Source organism: Bradyrhizobium sp. 191 (genome assembly GCF_023100985.1).
GTDB lineage: Bacteria > Pseudomonadota > Alphaproteobacteria > Rhizobiales > Xanthobacteraceae > Bradyrhizobium > Bradyrhizobium diversitatis.
Genome location: NZ_CP064692.1, coordinates 8,271,580 through 8,292,624, shown reverse-complemented (window position 1 = coordinate 8,292,624; position 21,045 = coordinate 8,271,580). Strand labels below are relative to the sequence as shown.

Here is a 21,045-nt window from a genome sequence, read left to right as displayed (position 1 = left end):
CGTGGCATCTTAGCGCCCCGCCGCGGTCCATCTCAGCAATTTGCGTCAACTGAAATGGTGGCCGGATCCTATCCGGCCAACCCATCGCTCTTTTTGACTATTCCGCTTCCGCGGTCAGCGCCTTGGCCTTGGCCACCCAGGCGTCCGCGCGGCTCGGCAGACCGACCTCTTCGCCGATCGTGTGCGCGGTGTCGTGGTCGAGCTCGGCGAGCTGCCAATAGTGGAAGATGCCGAGGTCGTTGAACTTCTTCTCGATCGCACCCGACACGCCCGGCAGCTTCTTGAGGTCGTCGGCGGTGCCGCGGGGACCCGCAAGGCCCTGGAAGCCGCTCGACGAGGGCGTCGGCAGCTCCTCGGCGACCGGCTGAGCCGCGGCGCCGACGTCGATGCCCGAATCGCCCTGGGCACGCGAGATGCCGTCGATCGCCGCACGCGCGATGAGATCGCAGTACAGGGAAATGGCGCGGCCGGCGTCATCATTGCCCGGCACCACATAGGTGATGCCCTTGGGGTCCGAATTGGTGTCGACGATCGCGGCGACCGGGATGTTGAGGCGCTGGGCCTCCTGGATCGCGATGTCTTCCTTGTTGGTGTCGATCACGAAGATCAGGTCGGGCAGACCGCCCATGTCCTTGATGCCGCCGAGCGAACGGTCGAGCTTGTCGCGCTCGCGCTGAAGCGTCAGGCGCTCCTTCTTCGTGTAGGAATTGGCTTCGCCGCCCGAGAGCACGTCGTCGAGGTGACGCAGGCGCTTGATCGAGGCCGAGATCGTCTTCCAGTTGGTCAGCGTGCCGCCGAGCCAGCGCGAATTGACGAAGTACTGCGCGCAGCGCTTGGCCGCGTCCGCAACACCGTCCTGCGCCTGGCGCTTGGTGCCGACGAACAGGATGCGGCCGCCCTTGGCCACCGTGTCGCTGACGGCCTGGAGGGCCTGGTGCAGCATCGGCACGGTCTGGGCGAGGTCGACGATGTGGATGTTGTTGCGGGTGCCGAAAATGAACGGAGCCATTTTCGGATTCCAGCGGTGAGACTGGTGACCAAAGTGCACGCCAGCTTCGAGCAGCTGACGCATGGTGAAATCGGGTAGCGACATCGTTCTAATTCTCCGGTTGGTTCCTCCGGAAACGTGTGAGCAAAACGGAGCGTTCTCGCCCCGGTTGCCACCGGACGGCCTTGTGAGCCATGTTTCCGTGTGAGATGGCGCGCTATATAGCGCCATTTCGGCCAGAAGCAAGGAAATAAGGGGCCGTCCGGGACGCCCGCAAGCTCCCTGTCACTTCCCGGCGTCCCTGCCCTTCAGCCTCCTAGCACTTGGGCTGGCCAGGCGGACAGGCCTTTGGTGGCGGGCCGGCCGGCCGTGCTGGCGGAGGCGGCGCGGCACGCGGCGGCGCGGCCGCCATGGGAGGCGGTGCCGGCCGCACTACCGGAGGTGGCGGCGGCGCGGGCCGTGCCATCGGAGGTGGAGGCGGTGCAGGACGCGCCATCGGAGGCGGCGCCGGTCGGGCCACGGCCACGGGCGGAGGCGCAGCGCGCGGTGGCGGGGGTGGCGCGACTCGCGGCGGAGGCGGCGGCGTCGGCTTCGCCAGGGCCTGAGGATGCGGTGGCGGTGCGGCAGGCCTGGCGGCCTGCGGCGGCGGCGCGGGCCGGTGATCCCGAACTCCCGACGGCCCCCGCGCCGCCACTGGCGGCGGTGGCGGTGCCGCGGGTTTGACCGTGGGCGGGACGACCGGCTTGCCGGGAGCCGCGCTCGGCGGCGGCAAAGCGCCCGACTGGGACCCGGCCGGCCTGCCGCGCAGGTCAGATGGCGTCGTCGTCTCCGGCGGCTTGGGCAGGCCGGCGGACGGCGTCGATGAGCTTCCGGGAGCCGGTGGGTGGTTGGCTGTTGCCGGCGGGACGTTGCCGGCGGGCGTCGTGGCGGTGGCAGCGGGTCTGCCATGAGGCGGAGCAGCGCCGGGCTCGCCCCCAGCCCCGGCCGGCGGTCCGCCCGGAGTTCCGGGCACCGGCAGCGTGTTGGCCTGCGGCAGCCTGGTGGCCGCCGGTGCTTGCGGTGTGGCAGCAGGAACGTTGCCGGCGGGGGCCGTCGCGCCCGGACCGGGCGTGCCGCTCGGCCTGACGGCGCCGGGCGCCGTGCCCGCGGGGGGACCGCCAGGAGTTCCCGGCAGGGTATTGGGTGCCGGCAAGGTATTGGCCTGGGGCAGCCTGGCCGCAGCCGGCGGCTGCGCCGTCGTGGCAGGCGCGACATTGGCTGGAGCTGGTGCCGCGATACCCGGTCTCACCGCCGGCTGGATCGTCGCGCTCGGCGGCATCGGCGCCTTGCCCTGCTGGATCAACGCGGCGCGCTGCACGACTGCCTGCGGCACGGCGGCACCTGCCGGCGTGGCGCGGCCGGCAACCGCCGGGGCCAGATTGCCCGGACCGGGCGCCGGCTCCGCGGCCGGCGGGCGGTTGATCACGGTGTTGATGACGGTCGTGTTGTGGATGTTCTGGTAGATGATGTTGTTCGGCGGCGGCGCGACATAGACCGGCGGCCTGACGAACACCGGGATTGGCACGAACACCGGCTGCGGCAGCACGAACAGGCCGACTACAGGCAGCGGCGGCGGCAGCACGACGAAATCCGGCGGCGGCGGCGGCAGATAATAGACCGGTGGCGGCGGTGGCGGCGCGAAGCCGAAATCGGGATCGCTGAAATACAGCACCGGACGGTCGACATAGATGACCTCCTCCGGCGGCGGTGGCGGCACGTCGTAGTCCAGCATCGTGAAAGTCGGCGGCGGCTCGAGCGGCGCAGTCAGGATCGCGAGCCTGCGCCGGGCATCGCCTGCATGCGACCCGCGCGGATAGCGGCGCAGATACGACCAATAGGCGTCCGGCGTATCGGCGCGATAGGTTCGCCGCCAGGTAATTGCCTCGCGGCGCGCCGCCACGATCGCCATGACGCGCTTTGCAAGCGGGTCATTCGGATAGGCCGCGAGAAACTCCTCATAGGCCGCCAGCGTGTCGCGCTCGAGCGCGGCGGCATAGGAATCCTGCACGCCGAGATCGCGGATCGGCTTGTTGCGGATCGCGGCGACCTGGTCGGGCGTGGTCTCCGGCGGCGGCGCGTCGGGCCCACGCTCGAAGAACGAGAATTGCGCCGATATCTTCTGCTCGTTCCAGGGCACCTGCGCGCCCTTGGAGGCCTCGTTGACGCGCAGGCGGACGCGGTCAAACACCTCGGGCAGCGGCAGGCCGCCGGTGCGGATCATCTCGGCGAGCGACTGGGCATAGATGCCGTAAGGACCAGGCTCCTCCGGCGCCACCGTGCCGGGCGCGGCGTTGAAGGCGATCAGCATGTTCGCCTCGGGCTCGACCAGCGCCAGGCCGCCCGCGATCGGCTGACCGCCCTCGATGAAGGGCTGCGCGCGCGCCGCGTCGAGCACGACGATGCCGGCCTTGAGCGGAATGGATGCGAGCTGGCGCGCATAGTCACCGATGCGCAGGGCCTCGGTCGGTATGTCGGTGTCGCGGGTGATGTTGGAATCGACCGGGATGAAATAGTTCTCGCCGGCAAGCTGCACGCCGTAGCCGGCGAGATAGATCATCGCGACGGTGCCCGGACCCGAAGCCTGGGCCTTCTGGATGAAATCGCGCAGGCTCTTGCGCAGCGTGTCGCCGTCGAGATCGCGCGCGCCGACCACGTCGAAGCCCGCCGCCTGGAGCGTCTGCGCGATCAGGCCGGCATCGTTGGCCGTCGTCGCCAGCGGCGATTTGGCGTAGGCGCCGTTGCCGACCACGAGCGCGAGGCGCTTTTCCGGCTGCTGGGCGCGCGCCGGTTCCGGGACGCCGGCGGCGAGGGCCAGGATCGGCAGCAGAAGGCAGATGAAAGCTCTGAGCGTCCCACGCATGGCTTGCTCGCCCGCTATTGTTGTCGAGGTCCGGCACGCATGAGGCGCGCAGCCGGCTGAACGGCGGTTGAACGAAAGGCTTGAACGACGAAAAGCTTGGATTGAGGCGGCGGCATGGCCGCCCATCGCCGGCGTCAACCCCGCTGCGACGATATCACGACGCGTCCTCTCGCCCGCGGATCACGTGGCAAATTTCAATTCGGCGGCGGTCGTCCGGGCAGCCGATTCATCAACGGGCGAGAAATCGACCGGCCCCGGATTCTTGTATGCCGACGTCATCGCGAGAGTGATTGCGGCTTGTCGACCTTGCGGCCGGCCTCTGCAGGAAGAGGCGCGACCGCCAGGCCTCGATGCTCGGGTGGGCTCAGCCCTGGGCGATCAAGTCGACGCTTCCTGTGCTCAGCCGATAAATACCGCCGACCACCTTGAGCTTGCCCTGCTCGACCGCCGCGTTGAGGATCGGGGCGGCCGATTTCAGCTTGGCGACGTTGTCGAGGACGTTCTGGCGAATGGCGTTGTCGAGCGCATTCCCGCTCTGCTGAGCCGCCGTCTTCACCGCCGGCGCGATCGCGGAGACCAGCGTGGGGATGTGCCCCGGCAGCGGCTTGTCGTCCTTCAGCGACTTGATGGTCGCATCGACCGCGCCGCAATTGTCGTGGCCGAGCACCAGGATCAGGGGCGTTCCGAGCACCGCGACGGTGTATTCCATGCTCGCAACGGTCTCGTCGCCAGCGAAATTGCCGGCGACGCGGCACACGAACAGGTCTCCGCGTCCACTGTCGAAGGCATATTCGGGCGCGATGCGAGAATCGGCGCAGCTCAGCACGGCCGCGTAGGGATTCTGGCCGCCGACCAATGCCTCGCGCTCATGCTTGAAGTCGTGGCGGCGCGACACGCCCGACACGTAGCGCGCATTGCCTTCCATCAGCCGCTTCAGCGCCGCATCGGGCGACAGCACGTTCTGCGGTTTCGGCGGCGCCTTCTTCTCCTTGGCGAAGGCGGGCCCGCCAAACGCCGCGGCCGCAAGCGCCGACGTGGCGAGGAGCATCATGGAGCGCCGGGAGGGAGCAACAGGATGATGCAGATTTTCGGAGCATTTGTCGCACATGGTTGTTGTCCTTCCAGGTTTCCCGTCAAACGAGATCGTCGGGCCGACAACTGATAGCTGCGCTCAAGCGACTTCGAAACCACACGCGAGCCAAATAGTTAAGCTTTGGTTTGCGGCGGTGCCGGCGACCTCAGAGCTGCTGCACGTCCACCACGCCCGCGACCGCCTTGATCGCGCCGGCGATCTGCGGCGAGACCTTGAAGCGGCCGGGCAGCTTCATCTCCACCTCGGTCTCGAGGTCGAGCATCATCACCAGCGAGACCTCGCCGTCGCCGTTGGAGCGCGGCGCAAGCGCGGGACTCCCGACTTTCGGCGCGCCGCCGTTCGAGGCCGCCATGTCGGGCCCGGCGAGGCGCTTGGCGATCGAGTCCAGCGGCTTGGTGTCGCGCAGGAAGATGCGCAGGCCCTTCTGCGTCTTGGCCGCCGCGTCATCGAGCGGCTCGGCATGCAGCACGCGGGCGCGCACGTCCTCGCCCTGAAGCTCGGCCCCTAACTGCAGCAGCACGGCCGCTCCCGGCTCCAGCACGTCGCGATATTGTGCAAGGCCTTCCGAGAACAGCACCGCCTCGAAATGGCCGGTGGGATCGGACAGCCCCATGATGCCCATCTTGTTGCCCGTCTTGGTGCGCCGCTCCATGCGCGAGACCACGGTCGCGGCGACCTTGCCGGCGGTGGCGCCGGTCTTCACCGCGCGCGAGAACTCGGCCCAGCTCTGCACCCGCAGCCGCTTCAGCACGGTCGCGTAGTCGTCGAGCGGATGTCCCGACAGGAAGAAGCCGATCGCGTCGTATTCGCGGCGCAGCCGCTCCGCCGGCAGCCACGGCTCGACCTGCGGCAGCATGATGGTCGGCGCGTCCGCCGACATGCCGAACATGTCGTTCTGGCCGATGGTCGCGGCCTCGTGGGCGCGCTGGCAGGCGGCGAGGATCGAGTCGGCACCGGCAAAGACGCGCGCCCGGTTCGGCTCCAGCGTATCGAAGGCACCGGCGGCGGCGAGACTTTCGATGATGCGCTTGTTGATCGCGCGCGGCGAGACCCGTGCGGCGAAATCGGCGAGCGAGGTGAACAGGCCGCCTCTGGTCCGCTCCGCGATGATCTGCTCGATCGCCTGGATGCCGACGCCCTTGAGCGCCGCGAGCGCATAGTAGATGGTCTTGTCGCCGACCTCGAAGGTCGCGCCCGACCGGTTGATGTTGGGCGGCTCGACCTTGATGCCGAGACGCTGCGCTTCGGAGCGGAATTCGGAAAGCTTGTCGGTGTTGTTGAGATCGAGCGTCATCGACGCGGCGATGAACTCCACCGGATAATGCGCCTTCATGTAGGCGGTGTGGTAGGACACCAGCGCGTAGGCCGCCGCGTGGCTCTTGTTGAAGCCGTAGTCGGCAAACTTCGCTAGCAGTTCGAAGATGGTCTCGGCCTGCCCCTTCGGCACGCCGTTCTTCACCGCGCCCGCGACGAAGATGTCGCGCTGCTTGTCCATCTCGGCACGGATCTTCTTGCCCATGGCGCGGCGCAGGAGGTCGGCGTCGCCGAGCGAATAGCCCGACATCACCTGCGCGATCTGCATCACCTGTTCCTGGTAGATGATGACGCCGAAGGTCTCTTTCAGGATCGGCTCCAGCACCGGATGCAGATATTCCGGCTCCTCGTCGCCGTGCTTGCGCGCGCAATAGGTCGGGATGTTCGCCATCGGGCCCGGGCGATAGAGCGCGACCAGCGCGATGATGTCTTCGAAACGGTCCGGGCGCATGTCGATCAGCGCCCGCCGCATGCCCTGGCTTTCAACCTGGAACACGCCGACGACGTCGCCCCGGGCCAGCATCTGGTAGCTCTCGGCATCGTCGATCGGCAGCGTGGCGAGATCGACATGGATGCCGCGCGGCTCGAGCAGCTTGACTGCGACGTCGAGGACCGTGAGCGTTTTCAAGCCGAGGAAGTCGAACTTCACGAGCCCCGCGGGCTCGACCCATTTCATGTTGAACTGGGTCACCGGCATGTCGGATTTGGGATCGCGGTAGAGCGGCACGAGCTCGCTCAACGGGCGATCGCCGATCACGATGCCGGCCGCATGGGTCGAGGCGTGGCGCGTCAGGCCCTCGAGGCGCTGCGCGATGTCGAAGGCGCGCGCCACGATCGGATCTTCATCGCGGAACGCCTGGAGCTTCGGCTCGCTCTCGATGGCGGCAGCCAGCGTCACCGGTGCCGCCGGATTCTGCGGCACCAGCTTGGTCAGCTTGTCGACCTGGCCATAGGGCATCTGCAGCACGCGACCGACGTCGCGCAGCACACCGCGCGCCTGCAGCGTGCCGAAGGTGATGATCTGCGCAACCTGGTCGCGGCCGTAGCGCTCCTGGACGTACTTGATCACCTCGCCGCGGCGGTCCTGGCAGAAGTCGATGTCGAAGTCCGGCATCGAGACGCGTTCGGGGTTGAGGAAGCGCTCGAACAGCAGGCCGAACTTGATCGGATCGAGGTCGGTGATGGTCAGCGCCCACGCGACCAGCGAGCCGGCGCCGGAGCCGCGGCCCGGCCCGACCGGAATCCCTTGCGACTTCGCCCATTTGATGAAGTCGGACACGATCAGGAAGTAGCCCGCATATTTCATGCGGGTGATGACGTCGAGCTCGAAGGCGAGCCGCTTGGCGTAGGTCTCTTCCGTCGTGCCTTGTGACAGGCCGTGGACGCGCAGGCGGTTGGCGAGCCCCTCCTCCGCCTGCCGCTTCAGTTCGGCGGCCTCCACCGCAGCCGCATCCGAGCTCGACGCGGCGCCGACGGTGAAGAACGGCAGGATCGGCTTGCGCGTCATCGGCCGGAACGAGCAGCGCTCGGCGATCTCCACCGTCGAGGCCAGCGCCTCCGGGATGTCGGCGAACAGCACCGCCATCTCGGCGCGCGTCTTGAAGCGATGATCCGGCGTGAGCTGCTCGCGTTCGGTCTCGGCGATCAGCCGTCCGCCCGCGATGCAGAGGAGCGCGTCATGGGCCTCGTAATCGTCGGTCGTGGCGAAATACGGCTCGTTGGTCGCAACCAGCGGCAGTCCCTTGGCGTAGGCGATGTCGATCAAGCCGCTTTCGACGCGCCGCTCCTTCTCGGAGTTGTGGCGCTGCAATTCGACGTAGAGGCGGTCGCCGAACAGGCCGGCCAGGCGTTCGCAGCGCTGCGCGGCGAGCTCGGCATGACCGCCGGCGAGCGCCAGCGAGATCGGCCCGTCCGGTCCGCCCGTCAGCGCGATCAGGCCTTCGGTCTCGCCCTCGAGCCAATCGAACTTGATGAACGGAGCATGGCTGTCCGGCGATTCCAGGAACGCGCGCGAATTCAGCCGCATCAGGCTGCGATAGCCGCGCTCCTGCGCTCCCAGCAGCACCACCCGCGACGGCCCCATCGCGTTGCGCGCATTCGGATCCTGGTCGCCGAAATCGATGGCCAGCTCGCAGCCGACGATCGGCTGGATGCCGGAACTCGCCATCTTGTCGGAGAACTCCAGCGCACCGAACAGATTGTCGGTGTCGGTCAGCGCCAGCGCGGGCTGGTGGTCCTTCTTCGCAAGCTCGGCAAGCTTGGCGATCTTGATCGAGCCCTTGAGCAGCGAATAGGCCGAGTGAACGTGAAGGTGAACGAATCCGGCGCTCGGCATGGTCGCGTGACGGCCTCTTGCAGATGAAATGGAGCGGTCGCCAACGCCGGGAGATGTCAGGCAGATCAAACGAGGATCCTGCATCGCCCGGCCGACTCGCCTCGCAATGGTGGGGCGTCACTGCTCCAGAGTCCACGCCGGAGCGGCCGATCGGCCAAGTCGTCCCGCTTTTCCCCAAGCGGCAGCGTTACGCTCGCCGGCCTAGAGCTGCGGAATCACCTGCGCCCAGATCGCGATCATCCCGACGAACAGCGTGATAGACGCCAGTGCGGCGGCTTCTTCCACGAAAACCCTGAACATGGCCTGCTCCCTTGTTGGAACGTATGAAGAACATTGTTCTTCTTTTGTTCAGGGGAGTCAAGCGGTCCGAGACCGCGCGAAACGGGATGGTTAACTCGCTGAATGTACAAAATAAAAAAGCCCCGGCCGAAGCCGGGGCTTTCGTCAGCCGCTCGCGTTGAGCGATCTGTCTTAGTAGCGGGCCAGCATCGGGCCGCCGAACTTGTAGTTCAGGCGGACGAGGCCCATGTCGACGTCCTGCTTGATGCGGTCGACTGCACCACTGGCGAAGGTGACATTTTGGTCGCCGAGGAAGATGTGGTTGTACTCGACGCCGACTGTCCAGTTCGGCGCGAAACCGAACTCCAGGCCTGCACCAACCGTGCCGCCCCAGCGGGTCTCGTCCGCGTTGTCGATGTTTGCACCCGTGGCAACGCTGTAGACGTCGTACTTGTTGCTGACGACGGCCGCACCGCCCTTCACGTAGAGCAGGACGTTGTTCCAGGCATAGCCAACCTGACCGGTGATGAGCCCAAATGCGTCCATCTTGGTCCGGTTACGATTGCCGGGGGCGATCAGGCTGATGTTGTCGCCGGAGAAGTCGGCCCAGTTGCCCTGGCCTTCCACACCGAAAACGAACTGGCCGGTCTGAAAGCGGTAGCCGATCTGGCCACCGACCGTGCCGCCGGTCGAGTTGTGCGAACCTTCAGGACCGAAGTTGACGAGGTCCCACGACGTATCCGCCGAACCGCCACCGCCGTTGACGCCGATGTAGAAACCGCTCCAGTCGTAAACGGCAGCGATCGCCGCCGGCGGAGCTTTGGTGTAGGGCCGCGCCGCGAGGTCAGCAGCCATCGCCGGTGCAGCCGCGCTGAGCGCGACGAGGCTGACAGCGGCAAGCAACAAACTCTTCTTCATTTGATTCCCGTTCCAGTTTCTTCAGTAGGCCCCCGGGCCGTGCGCAATGTCTTAGCAGTGGACGACGGAATTGCTGTAACCGCGACGCAACAGTTTAGTCGAAAGGACCTCGCTCGTTAACGAATGTTTATCAGCGGGTGTGCGGAAACCCTATGAAACAAGTGTTTTCACGAGTTCCAATGTCGACTAGAGGACATAAGCTGCACGTGCGCGTAACGACGCCGCGCGCACATTCGCGTGATTGGAGAATCGAAATGCGCGGTCGAGTTCCCTTGCCTATTGTCGCCACATTTTCGCTCGCATTCGTCACATTTGCATTCGCATCTGGTGCAAGCACTCCGGCGCACGCATTCGGCAAAAATCATCCATTCTGCCTCACCGGTGATGAATGGCCGGGACTGAGCAATTGCAGGTTCGACACCTACGCGCAGTGTCAGGCGAGCGCATCCGGTCGCGCGCTGACCTGCATCGCCAATCCGTATTTCGTCGGACAGAGCGACGATCCATACGCGTATCAAAATCGTCCGCGCGCACAGACGCCGGGCTACTTCCTGCCGCGCTGAGATGCGCGGCGCCTGGCTCGCGCTCGCCGCCATAGGCCTGCTCCTCCCGGGCGGACCTGCACGCGCGCAGACCTACGATCCGAGCTATCCGGTCTGCATGCAGATCTACGGCCCCGTCGGCTATTTCGATTGCCGCTACGCATCGCTTGCGCAGTGCCGCTATCTCGCCGTCGGGCGCTCCGCGAGTTGCGTGGTGAATCCGTATTTTCCGCCGAGCAAACCGGCGTCCCCTCATCACCCGAGACGCCCCGCCGCTCGCGCCGGATGATCAAAACCGTTCGGCTGATGCCGGGCATCCCGTGACGGAGCCCGTTGCATCCCCTCAGCTCTGCCAGGGCGTGCTGCGAATGCGCGTGCACGCGTTCGGCTTGCGGAAGCCCGGATCGTGATCTTCGATGTAGTCGAAGTTGACCGTCCCGAACGTCGTCTGCGGCTTCTTCAGCGCTGAGCAGGTCTGCACCTTCACGAACTCGTTCTTGAAGTCGCCGCGCGGGAACGCGGAGATCACCTGGTCGCGCTGCTCCGGCGTGTACTCGTCATATCCGATGCCCACGACGTCGACCAGGACGCCTGCGTTGGTGAGCGCGATCTCCGGTCTCATATATTGCGGAATGCCGGGGGTGGTGTGTAGCGCGATCGCTTCCCACACCAGGTCGGCTTGCGGCTCGGCAATGCCGCGGGCCCGCAGAAAGTCGCGCGCGGCGTCGGCGCCGTCGACCTCAAACCGCTTGGTCTCGGTGTGGTAGTGATCGACGAGACCGAGGTCGTGAAACAGCGCCGCGACATACAGCAGCTCGGGATCGAACTTCAGCTTCTGACGCAGCCCCTTGATCGCGCCGAACACGTAGACGCGAACCGAATGGTTGAACAACATCTCGCCTTCGTAGCTGCGCACGAGCTCGGCAGCCTCGCGCGCTAATTGACTGTCGGGAATTTTGACGCCGGAGATCACGCTCGTCATTTTCAGGCTCCTGCTTTCTGTTTCGGCTGATGCCATTCGCCGTCAGGCGGCACGCTCGAGCACGGCCTGCGGCGTTTTCCGGAAGCTGATCGACATGCGATTGTACGCATTCATCAGGCTGATCGCGATCGTGAGATCGACGAGCTCGCGCTCATTGAAGATCTTGCGGGCGGCTCGATAGGCATCATCCGGAACGTTGGTCTCGGCGACGCGGGTGACCGTCTCGGCCCATGCGAGGGCGGCGCGCTCGCGTTCGTCGAAGAGATTGCCGGCCTCCGCCCACGCCTGGACCAGCGCGAGCTTTTCGGTCTTCACGCCGGCCTTGAGCAGGTCGCGCGTATGCATGTCGAGGCAATAGGCGCAGTTGTTGATCTGCGACACGCGGAGATAGACCAGGGTGACCAGCGTCGCGGGAAGCCCGCTTTGCATGACATAGCCGTAGGCAACACCCAGCGCCTTCGCGCCTGCCGGTGCAACGTGGTTGTAGTCGAGACGTTCACTCATCTGCTTGCTCCTTGATGATCGGAGGGATGAACACTCCCCGTTACCCCCCTTAGGTGTCCCTGCTCTGGTCTACGAAAAAGTACCAAGAATGCGCAAAAATCGTGTACCATGCAGGCATGACCAAGCCGCTGCGCCTGGAGCTGGATCGATCTGCGAAGACGCCTTTGGCCGAGCAGATCCACAGGGGAATCAGGGCCGCCATCGAGAGCGGCGTGCTCGCCCCGGGCGCGCGCTTGCCCTCCTGGCAGGATCTGGCCGCCCAGCTCGGCGTCGCGCGCGGCACCGTGCGAGTCGCGTACGAAAAGCTCTCATCCGCCCAACTGATCGTCGCAAGGCGCGCGACTGGAACACATGTCGCGGACCGGCCACGCTTTCCGGTGCGGCGGGACAAGGCGCCGGCCCCAGGCTCGTTCATGGAGATGTACCAGGAGCTCACGGCCGGGCCGGCGATCTTCCAGATGGGCGTGCCTGCGCGGGAGACCCTTCCTGCGACATTGCTGGCGCGGATGCGCGCGCAGGCGGTCCGCATCGAGATGAGCGCGCCGGCGATCTATCCTGATCCGCGCGGTGAGCCGGCGTTGCGGCGCGAGATCGCGGCCTACCTTGCGCTGGCGCGCGGGATCGAATGCGGGCCCTCCCAGATCATCATCACCGGCGGTTTCAGCGGCGGCCTTGGCCTGACGCTCCGCGTCCTCGGCCTCGAGCAGAAGAAGGCCTGGATGGAGGATCCGGGCTTTCCATTCACCCGGCACGGCCTCAAGCTCGCGCGAACATCGATCGTGCCGATCCCCGTTGACGCCGACGGCATCGATGTCGATTTCGGCCTGAAGCATGCTCCTGATGCGGCACTGGTGGTCGTGACGCCAGGGCAGCAGGCGCCCCTCGGAGCGACATTGTCGCTGGCAAGACGCTCACGCCTGCTCGACTGGGCCACGCGAAGCAAGGCGTGGGTGATCGAGGATGACTATCTGAGCGAGCTTCAGCTCAAGGGCCGGGCGACACCGGCACTCGCCTCGCACGACCGCGCCGGCCGCGTCATCTACATCGGCTCTTTCAGCAAGACCGTGACGCCTGCGCTACGACTGGGCTTTGTGGTTGCACCCGCCGCTCTGGCGGCGCGATTTGCCGAAGTTGCGGCGTGCCTCGCGCCTGCGCCCGGACCTGCGGTGCAGCTCGCGCTGGCCGATTTCATCAGCGACGGCCATTATCTGCGGCATCTTCGGCGCACGAAACGGGTCTACGCAGCACAAGCCGATGGCTTGCTGAAATACCTGCGCCCGCGCACTGCCAACGTTGCGATTGCCGGATTGGCGGCGGTCCTGCGGTTGCCGGAGGGAGCACCCGATCTGGCCATCGCCAGGGAAGCGGCACCGCTTGGCCTCGCGCCTACGCCGCTATCGCTCTGGTTTGCGTCGAAGGACACAGCGCGCCCAGGACTGTTGCTCGGTGTCGCAATGTCTCCTCCTAAGAAGATCGAGGCGTCCTGCGATCGGCTCCTTCAGATCATCGATCGACTGACGTGATCAACGCGCGTGGGCGCGTCCCTCAAAGGTCTTCTTGCGAAAGCCGGGACAAGCCCGTCTGTGAAGACGACATGCAAGCGTGATGGACTGAAGCTTGATTGCGACCTGGAAGCCGGCGTGCTTCGAATCGAAAGGCGCATGACACGACGTGCTCAACACTCGTCGAGCAGATTGCGAATTTTGGCGGCCAGGTCTTCGATCGCGAAGGGCTTCGACAACAGATGCTTGCCGGCGTCGAGCATGCCGTTGTGAACGATCGCATTGCGCGTGTAGCCTGTGGTAAACAACACCTTCAGGCCGGGATGTCGTTTCGACAATTGTGCCGCGAGTTCAGCGCCGGTCATCTCGGGCATGACGACATCCGTAAACAGCAGATCCGGAACGGTGCCGTTTTCGATCGTCCTGATCGCCTCCATGGCGCTCGCAGCTTCGATGACGGTATAGCCGAGCTCGCGCAGGCTTTCGGATGAGATGCTGCGGACGCGCTCGTCGTCCTCCACGACGAGAATTGTCTCGTTCTGATGGCTTGAGCCGGGATGGATGACCCCGCGCGAGGAGTCCGGGATTGCCTCCTCGCCGATGAAACGTGGAAGGTAGATCTTCACGGTCGTTCCGACGTCGACTTCCGAGTAGATTTTGACATGGCCGCCCGACTGCCGCACGAAGCCGTAGACCTGGCTAAGTCCAAGGCCGGTGCCCTTGCCCACGACCTTGGTCGTGAAAAACGGATCGAAGACCTTTCCCAGCATCTCCGCCGGAATTCCCGTGCCGTTGTCCGTCACGGCAATGAGAACATACTGCCCGGGCGCCAGTGCATATTCGCGGGCATATTTTCGATCTATCGACGCGTTGCTGGTTTCGATCGTCAGCCTGCCGCCTTTCGGCATCGCGTCGCGCGCATTCACTGCGAGATTGATGACCGCGCTTTCCAGCTGGGCGGGGTCGGCCTTGACACGCCAGAGACCCGCAGCGAGGACCGTTTCAAGGTGGACCAGTTCGCCAAGCGATCGCTCGAGCAACTCGCTCATCTCGCCGACCATCCTGTTGATGTCCAGGACCTCCGGCGCAAGAGGCTGCTGACGCGAGAACGCGAGCAGCCTTTGTGTCAAGGTGGCCGCACGGTTTGCGCCGTCGATGGCACCCTCGAGGAAGCGGTCAACGTTGACCTCGCCCTTGCTGAGCCGCCGCTTTGCAAGATTCAGGCTACCCAGTATCACGGCCAGCATGTTGTTGAAGTCGTGGGCGATGCCTCCCGTCAATTGCCCGACGGCTTCCATCTTCTGCGATTGCCGCAATTGCTCCTCGGCCTTCATGCGCTCGCCGATCTCATCGGCGACACGCTGCTCAAGCTCGGCATTGAGCGCCTCGAGCCTGGTCAAGAGCCGGGCGTTGTCGATGGCCGTAGCGGCATGACCGGCAATGCCGAGCAATGTGGCCTCATGCTCTTCGTGGAATTGACCTACCTCCGCATGACCGAAGAAGAGCCCACCGAGTACTTCGCCGCTTCGCGAGATCACGGGGACCGCCAGGTAGGAGCGGACCGGTAGATGCCCCTGGGGCATGCCTTTGCGCGGCGCGTTGTTGCCATAGCGCGGGTCCTGCAGAATGTCTTCCGACCGCACCACGCCGGTCCCCTTGAACGTCGGCTCGAACACGGCCGTATTGCGCGGCATCGGAAAGTTCTCGAAAGCGGATCGCGGCGCGCCGGACAACGCATACAGCATGTAGCTGTCGCCGTCCGCCGCCACGACGTTGTAGAAAAAGGCCCCGAATTGCGCTCCGGTCAGCTCGACGCCGGCATCCGTCACGATCTGAACGATCTTCTCGAGATCGCGTTCGCGGGCAACCGATGCCCCTGTATCGTTGAGTATCCTGAGATGACGTTCCGTTTTCTTCTGCGCGGAGATATCCAGCACGGTCCCGATGAAGCGGGTAGCCTCGCCGTTGGAAAAAATTGCGTGGCCAGTTGCGGCGATCCAGCGCTCGACGCCGTCCTCGATCCCGACGGTTCGGTATTCGATGTTGTAGCTCGCCGGAGAATGAGGTTTCAGGGCGGCCGATACAGCCTCATGGGCGCGCTGCCGGTCCTCGGGATGAATGCCCCTGAGGAATGATCCTTCATAGCTGACATCGGCGTCAGGTGGGAGGCCGAACACCTCCTTGCAGCGACTGTCCCATCGGAGGATGTCGTTGACCGGATCGTAGTCCCAGGTGCCGATGCCCGCCGCCTTGTTGGCGAGGACCAGCCGTTCGGCAGATTCCCGGGCTGCCTGCTCCGATCGGACGCGCTCGATGTGCGCCCACGATCGCTCCGTCACCTCGGTGAGCAAGGCAAGCTCTCGCGGCGTCCAGAGATGCGGGCCCCGGTGATGTATCGCCATCAAGGCCGTCAGTCGCCCTTCCTTCACCAAGGGCATGCAAATGGTCGAACCTATGCCGATGCGCTGGAAAGCGGCGGCTTCCTCCGGCGCGATCTCCTTCCGATTGTCGTTGATGACAAGGGGCCTGCCGGCGCTCAGCTCTCGCACCGCCTTCTCACCGAAGTCGGCAAGGCTATAGTGCCCCAGGATGTGCATCGCGCCGGGGGCTGCCCAGTCCCCGCGTATGGTGAAGCCGTCCTGATCAGGATCCATGTCGGCATAGGCGCAGTTCGAGACGCGGAGATGCTCACCGACCATCCGCGTCGTCACCGCCATCACGCCATCGGCATCGCCGACCTTGGCCGTCTCCTTGTTGAGGGCGTCCAGGAAGAGCAGCCGGGCTTCGTTTTCGCGCACGGCCGTTTCCGCACGGCGGCGTTCGACCGCAGTGCGCGTGCGCTCGGCGACATCGCGGATGAGGTCCAGCTCATCAGGGCTCCATTCGCGCGGCGCGGCATTGTTGAGGTACAACAGCGCCACAACCCCGTCGGGCTCCGAGATCGGCATGTTGACGAGTGCACGTGCAGAGATCGCCTCGAGAGCACGGGCACGATCGCCGACGCGAGGGTCTTTCTCGGCATCGGCGCAGACGACCGTTTCGCCCCGCTTCAAGTCTTCGATGTAACTGCCATAGTCGCGAAAGCGCAGCACGCCGGCCAGGCTCGAGATCCCGGGAGCGTTCCAGTCGCGAGCGATCGTGATGGTTTCGGCGGAGGTATCGACCGTGCCGTAACCTGCCCGGCTGACATTGAGGCTGCGGCCAAGCAGCTCAGCCGCGGCATAGGCGAGATCGTCGGGGTTGCCGATCTCTCGAATGTAGTCGCCGAGGGTAGCTAAGACGGCATTGCGGTCGGCCGACGGCAGCCCGGTCGCTGTCGTCATCGGTCTTCCCCGGACACTTCCCTGCCTCCACTCAATAGGCTGATGAAACGGTATTCCGCGTTGCGCACTTCAATTCGATCGGGGCAGCCCGACCTGACGTCGATGTCGATTGACCGACCAAATAACCCTCCGGTGACACTTGGGTTCCCCGGACCCTTGGGATCGGGCTGAAGGCGCTTCATTGCGCTCGGAACAAGATCTGCAGCGGTCGTATTCGAAAGCCTGAATGGCTTCGAAGACAGACGCTCTATTGAATCGGTGTCCGTCCTACACCGGCGTATAGATCACGAGCTTCAGCGCGGGATCGTCGTTGGCCTGGAAGCTGGTGTGCTCGAAGTGCAGCACACCCTTGGTCGGATGGTTCATGGTCTTGCGGCCCGAGATGGTGCTGCGGATATCGTGTGCTTCCCACCATTTGACGAATTCCGGACTGCCCTGGCGCAGCCGCGTGAGCAACTCCGTGAAGGCGGGATCGCCGGCCCAGACGTCGTGGGTCGCGCGAAACATCGCCACCATGGCCCTGGCGACATCCGCCCAGCCGGCGCCGTAGGATTTTCGCGTCTGCTTGTTGGTCATCATGAGGAGCAGCGTGTTGCGATCCTGCTCCGGCAATCGCCCGAAGGCGAAGACGTCCTCGGCCGCCTCGTTCCAGGCCAGCACGTCCCAGCGCCGCCCGGTGATGTAGGCCGGCTGATGAAGGCTCTCGATCATCCGCCGGATCGGCGGCGGCACGATTTCGCGCGTGAACGGGCGCCTGTCCCCGTCGCGCGCCAGCGCTCTCAGGTGCGCGTGCTCTGTCTTGCTGAGGCGTAGCGCACGGGCCAGTGCGTCGATCGTGGTCACGGACGGGCTGACCGTGCGGCCCTGCTCGAGGCGGATGTACCAGTCGACGCCGATGCCGGCGAGCTGCGCAACCTCCTCGCGGCGCAGCCCCGCGGTACGCCGGCGCCGGCCCATCGGAAGCCCGACGGTCTTCGGCGACAGCTTTTCGCGGCGGGATCTCAGGAAATCGCCGAATTCAATCCGGCGTGGATCGGCCATGACGCGTGTCCTGCAATGGAGGGCCCAACGAATACTAGGATAATACCAGGCCTTCCTGTCCTCTCCAAGGCAGCGCATAGGGCTTTACCCGACCTTGAGGTGAACATCATGAAAGCTGCCGTGCTCAAATCCTTTGGATCGCCGCTCGTGATCGAGGACGTTCCGGACCCAACCATCGGCACCGGCGAGGTAATCGTCGACGTCGTCGCCACGCGCGTGCTGTCCTACATGAACGAGGTCCTCGACGGGACGCGCAATTATGCGTTCGACCTGCCGATCGTCCCGGGCCCCGGCGGCATCGGCCGGGTCCGCGCGATCGGTCCGGACGCGACCAGGCTTGCGGTCGGCGACTGGGTGTTCTGCGACCCGACGGTGCGCTCGCGCGACGACTGCGTTGCGCCCGATATCGCACTGCAAGGCCTCACCGCCGCCGGGCCCGGCGGCATGCTGCTGCAAAAGCACTTTCGCCATGGCTCCTTCGCCGAGCAGATGCGCCTGCCGACCGAGAACGTCAAACGCCTCGGCGCGATCACGTCGGAGGAAGCGACGCGCTGGTGCGCGCTGGGCACGCTGCTGGTGCCCTATGGCGGCTTCCTCGCCGCAGATCTTCGGCCCGGCGAGACGGTGCTGGTGAGCGGCGCCACCGGCAATTTCGGCAGCGCTGCGGTATCCGTTGCGCTGGCGATGGGCGCGGCCTGCGTGGTGGCGCCGGGCCGCAACGAAAAGATCCTCGACGACCTCGTCCGCCGCTTCGGCGACCGCGTGAAGCCGGTCAGGCTCACTGGTAACGAGGACGACGACCGCGAGAGCATGAGGCGCGCCGCGCCGGGCCCGATCGACTGCGTGTTCGACATCATGCCGCCTTCGGTGAGCCCGACCGTCGTGCGGGCGGCAGTCATGACGGTGCGCGCTTACGGCCGCGTCGTGCTGATGGGCGGCGTCGGCATGGCGGGCGGCGCGGGCCTCGAGCTGCCCTACCCCTGGATCATGCGCAACTGCATCAGCATCCACGGCGTCTGGATGTACCCGCCGGATGCGGCGAGCCGCCTGATCGCGATGGTACGCGCGGGGCAGCTCAGGCTTGAGGAGTATAAGGCGACGGCCTTCGACCTCGACCACGCGAATGAAGCGGTAGAACACGCCGCGGCCAATGGCGGACCGTTCAAAATGACCGTGATCCGCCCTTGAGCCCTGGGGCGGCGGCCGAGCGCCGTCGCCGATTCCTTTCGTCAGTCCCGCCAAGCACTTGGCTACTGTGCATGGGGTTGTTTTCGCAGTTTTGCTAGTCGAGCTCGACCACCTGGCCATTCGAGAGCGAGACTCGCCGGTCCATGCGGCCGGCGAGCTCCATGTTGTGGGTCGCGATCAGCATCGACACCCGCGTCGCCTTCACCAGCTGCATCAGCGCCTGAAACACGTGATCGGCCGTGTGGGGGTCGAGATTGCCGGTCGGCTCGTCCGCGAACAGCACGCGCGGCGCGTTGGCGACCGCACGGGCGATCGCAACACGCTGCTGCTCGCCGCCGGACAGTTCGGCCGGGCGGTGGGTGATGCGGTCGCCGAGGCCGAGATAGCCCAGGATCTCCTTGGCGCGCTTGACGCTCTCGGATTTCTTCAGGCCGCGGATCATCTGCGGCAGCATGACGTTCTCGAGCGCCGAGAATTCCGGCAGCAGCCGGTGCGACTGGTAGACGAAGCCGATGTCGGTGCGGCGAAGCTGCGTGCGCTCGATGTCGGGCAGCTGCGAGGTCGGCGCGCCCGAGACATAGACCTCGCCGGAATCGGGCGCCTCGAGCAGCCCCGCGATATGCAGCAGCGTCGACTTGCCCGAGCCCGACGGTGCCACCAGCGCGACGGACTGGCCTGCCCACAGCGCCAGATTGGCGCCGTCGAGGATCGTCAGCGGCACCTCGCCCTGCAGGTACTGCCGTTTTATCTCGTGGAGATAAATGACCGGTACATCTTCCGCCCCCTGCTGCTGCTCCATCAGCCCCTCACTCGTACCGCAGCGCTTCGACGGGATCGAGGCGCGCGGCACGCCACGACGGATAGAGCGTCGCCAGGAACGACAGCGTCAGCGCCATGACGACCACCGCCGTGGTCTCGCCGACGTCGATTTCAGCGGGCAGCTTCGACAGGAAGTAGAGTTCCGGCGAGAACAATTCGGTGCTGGTCAACCAGGACAGGAATTGCCGGATCGATTCGATGTTGAGGCAGATCACGAGGCCAACGCAGAAGCCGACCAGCGTGCCGACCACGCCGATCGACGCGCCCGTGATCAGGAAGATGCGCATGATCGAGCCCTGCGAGGCGCCCATCGTGCGCAGGATCGCGATGTCGCTGCCCTTGTCCTTCACCAGCATGATCAGGCCGGAGACGATGTTGAGCGCGGCGACAAGCACGATCATCGTCAGGATCAGGAACATCACGTTGCGCTCGACCTGGAGCGCATTGAAGAAGGTCGAGTTGCGCTGCCGCCAGTCGACCAGGAATACCGGCCGACCCGCCGCCTCCGTCACCGCCTTGCGAAAGGCGTCGATCCTGTCGGGGTTGGTGGTGAACACCTCGATCGAGGTCACGTCGTTGCTGCGGTTGAAATAGGCCTGCGCCTCGGCCAGCGGCATGAACACGAAGCCGAGATCGTATTCGGACATGCCGATCTCGAACACCGCAACGATCTTGTATGGCTTGATCCGCGGCGTCGTGCCCATCGGTGTCACCGCGCCCTTCGGCGCCACCAGCGTCACGCTGTCGCCGGCATGCAGCGACAGCTGGTCGGCGAGGCGCCGGCCGATCGCGACGCCCTGCCCGTCGTCGAAGCCTTCGAGCGAGCCCTGCTTGATGTTCTTGGCGATCGAGGTGAGGTTGTTGAGATCGTCGGAGCGGATGCCCCGCACCAGGACGCCCGAGGCGTTCCATGGCGACGACGCCAGCGCCTGACCGTCCACGACGGGCGCCGCGAGGCGGATGCCCTCAACCTGGCTGATGCGCTCGGCGACGTCCTTCCAGTCGGTCAGCGGCGATTCCAGTGGCTGGACCAGGATGTGGCCGTTGAGGCCGAGGATCTTGTCGAGCAGCTCTTTGCGGAAGCCGTTCATCACGGCCATCACGATGATCAGCGTCGCAACGCCGAGCATGATGCCGAGAAAGGAGAACCCGGCGATGACCGAGATGAATCCCTCCTTGCGCCGCGCACGCAGATAGCGCGCCGACAGCATCCACTCGAATGGCGCAAAAGGCGCAGTTTGCACGGTTTCGGTCATGGTCTCATCCATCGCTCGATAATCCCATGATTCGGGGTCAATTGTGGCCGGATTGGCGGCCG

Annotated in this window: 15 protein-coding genes; 4 read left to right on the top strand and 11 right to left on the bottom strand. The window is 65.4% G+C overall.

Going from position 1 to position 21,045, the window contains the following annotated elements:
• Positions 1-97: 97 nt before the first annotated feature.
• The 5 genes from IVB23_RS39185 to IVB23_RS39165 all read right to left on the bottom strand — a co-directional run bounded on the left by IVB23_RS39185 (position 98) and on the right by IVB23_RS39165 (position 9,826).
• Entirely contained in the window at positions 98-1,093 is a 996-nt protein-coding gene (locus tag IVB23_RS39185) for a 30S ribosomal protein S2 (RefSeq protein ID WP_061879519.1), read from the bottom strand.
• 211 nt (positions 1,094-1,304) lie between these two features.
• Positions 1,305-3,887 carry a caspase domain-containing protein gene (locus IVB23_RS39180; RefSeq protein ID WP_247802127.1) on the bottom strand — a complete coding sequence of 861 codons (2,583 nt, stop codon included), beginning with the start codon at positions 3,885-3,887 and terminating at the stop codon, positions 1,305-1,307.
• Positions 3,888-4,251: 364 nt separating this feature from the next.
• Positions 4,252-4,995, bottom strand: coding sequence for a carbonic anhydrase (locus IVB23_RS39175; protein WP_247802126.1), 744 nt, complete (start codon positions 4,993-4,995; stop codon positions 4,252-4,254).
• A gap of 130 nt (positions 4,996-5,125) precedes the next feature.
• Complete coding sequence (gene dnaE / locus IVB23_RS39170; protein ID WP_247802125.1) at positions 5,126-8,629, bottom strand: DNA polymerase III subunit alpha; 3,504 nt, start codon at positions 8,627-8,629, stop codon at positions 5,126-5,128.
• Between the two features lie 471 nt (positions 8,630-9,100).
• On the bottom strand, positions 9,101-9,826 hold the full coding sequence (locus tag IVB23_RS39165; RefSeq protein WP_061879523.1) for an outer membrane beta-barrel protein: 726 nt from the start codon (positions 9,824-9,826) through the stop codon (positions 9,101-9,103).
• A 254-nt stretch (positions 9,827-10,080) separates the two neighbouring features.
• Here IVB23_RS39165 and IVB23_RS39160 point away from each other — a divergent pair, with 254 nt between their 5' ends.
• Positions 10,081-10,389: a DUF3551 domain-containing protein gene (locus IVB23_RS39160; RefSeq protein WP_061879524.1), complete on the top strand. Its 309-nt coding sequence runs from the start codon at positions 10,081-10,083 to the stop codon at positions 10,387-10,389.
• A gap of 1 nt (position 10,390) precedes the next feature.
• Positions 10,391-10,657, top strand: a complete 267-nt coding sequence (locus IVB23_RS39155) for a DUF3551 domain-containing protein (RefSeq protein ID WP_247802124.1) — start codon at positions 10,391-10,393, stop codon at positions 10,655-10,657.
• Between the two features lie 54 nt (positions 10,658-10,711).
• Here the strand turns inward: IVB23_RS39155 and IVB23_RS39150 are convergent, their stop codons facing one another.
• Together IVB23_RS39150 and IVB23_RS39145 are read right to left on the bottom strand one after the other, a co-directional pair.
• Complete coding sequence (locus IVB23_RS39150; protein WP_247802123.1) at positions 10,712-11,350, bottom strand: HD domain-containing protein; 639 nt, start codon at positions 11,348-11,350, stop codon at positions 10,712-10,714.
• A 42-nt stretch (positions 11,351-11,392) separates the two neighbouring features.
• A complete protein-coding gene (locus tag IVB23_RS39145; RefSeq protein WP_247802122.1) occupies positions 11,393-11,854 on the bottom strand; it encodes a carboxymuconolactone decarboxylase family protein in 462 nt (153 codons plus the stop codon).
• Between the two features lie 116 nt (positions 11,855-11,970).
• Between IVB23_RS39145 and IVB23_RS39140 the strand changes: the two genes are divergently transcribed.
• Entirely contained in the window at positions 11,971-13,377 is a 1,407-nt protein-coding gene (locus IVB23_RS39140) for a PLP-dependent aminotransferase family protein (RefSeq protein WP_247802121.1), read from the top strand.
• A gap of 152 nt (positions 13,378-13,529) precedes the next feature.
• On the opposite strand, the gene IVB23_RS39135 is transcribed toward IVB23_RS39140, so the two are convergent.
• Positions 13,530-16,679, bottom strand: a complete 3,150-nt coding sequence (locus IVB23_RS39135; RefSeq protein WP_061879529.1) for a GAF domain-containing protein — start codon at positions 16,677-16,679, stop codon at positions 13,530-13,532.
• Between the two features lie 267 nt (positions 16,680-16,946).
• The gene (locus IVB23_RS39130) at positions 16,947-17,720 is read right to left on the bottom strand and encodes a helix-turn-helix transcriptional regulator (protein WP_247802120.1); all 774 of its coding nucleotides are present in this window, start codon (positions 17,718-17,720) and stop codon (positions 16,947-16,949) included.
• 108 nt (positions 17,721-17,828) lie between these two features.
• Here IVB23_RS39130 and IVB23_RS39125 point away from each other — a divergent pair, with 108 nt between their 5' ends.
• The gene (locus tag IVB23_RS39125) at positions 17,829-18,908 is read left to right on the top strand and encodes a zinc-binding alcohol dehydrogenase family protein (RefSeq protein ID WP_247802119.1); all 1,080 of its coding nucleotides are present in this window, start codon (positions 17,829-17,831) and stop codon (positions 18,906-18,908) included.
• A 94-nt stretch (positions 18,909-19,002) separates the two neighbouring features.
• Here IVB23_RS39125 and IVB23_RS39120 read toward each other — a convergent pair whose 3' ends face one another.
• The gene (locus IVB23_RS39120; protein WP_061879531.1) at positions 19,003-19,707 is read right to left on the bottom strand and encodes an ABC transporter ATP-binding protein; all 705 of its coding nucleotides are present in this window, start codon (positions 19,705-19,707) and stop codon (positions 19,003-19,005) included.
• Between the two features lie 7 nt (positions 19,708-19,714).
• Complete coding sequence (locus tag IVB23_RS39115) at positions 19,715-20,995, bottom strand: lipoprotein-releasing ABC transporter permease subunit (protein ID WP_028177653.1); 1,281 nt, start codon at positions 20,993-20,995, stop codon at positions 19,715-19,717.
• Between the last annotated feature and the right edge of the window lie 50 nt (positions 20,996-21,045).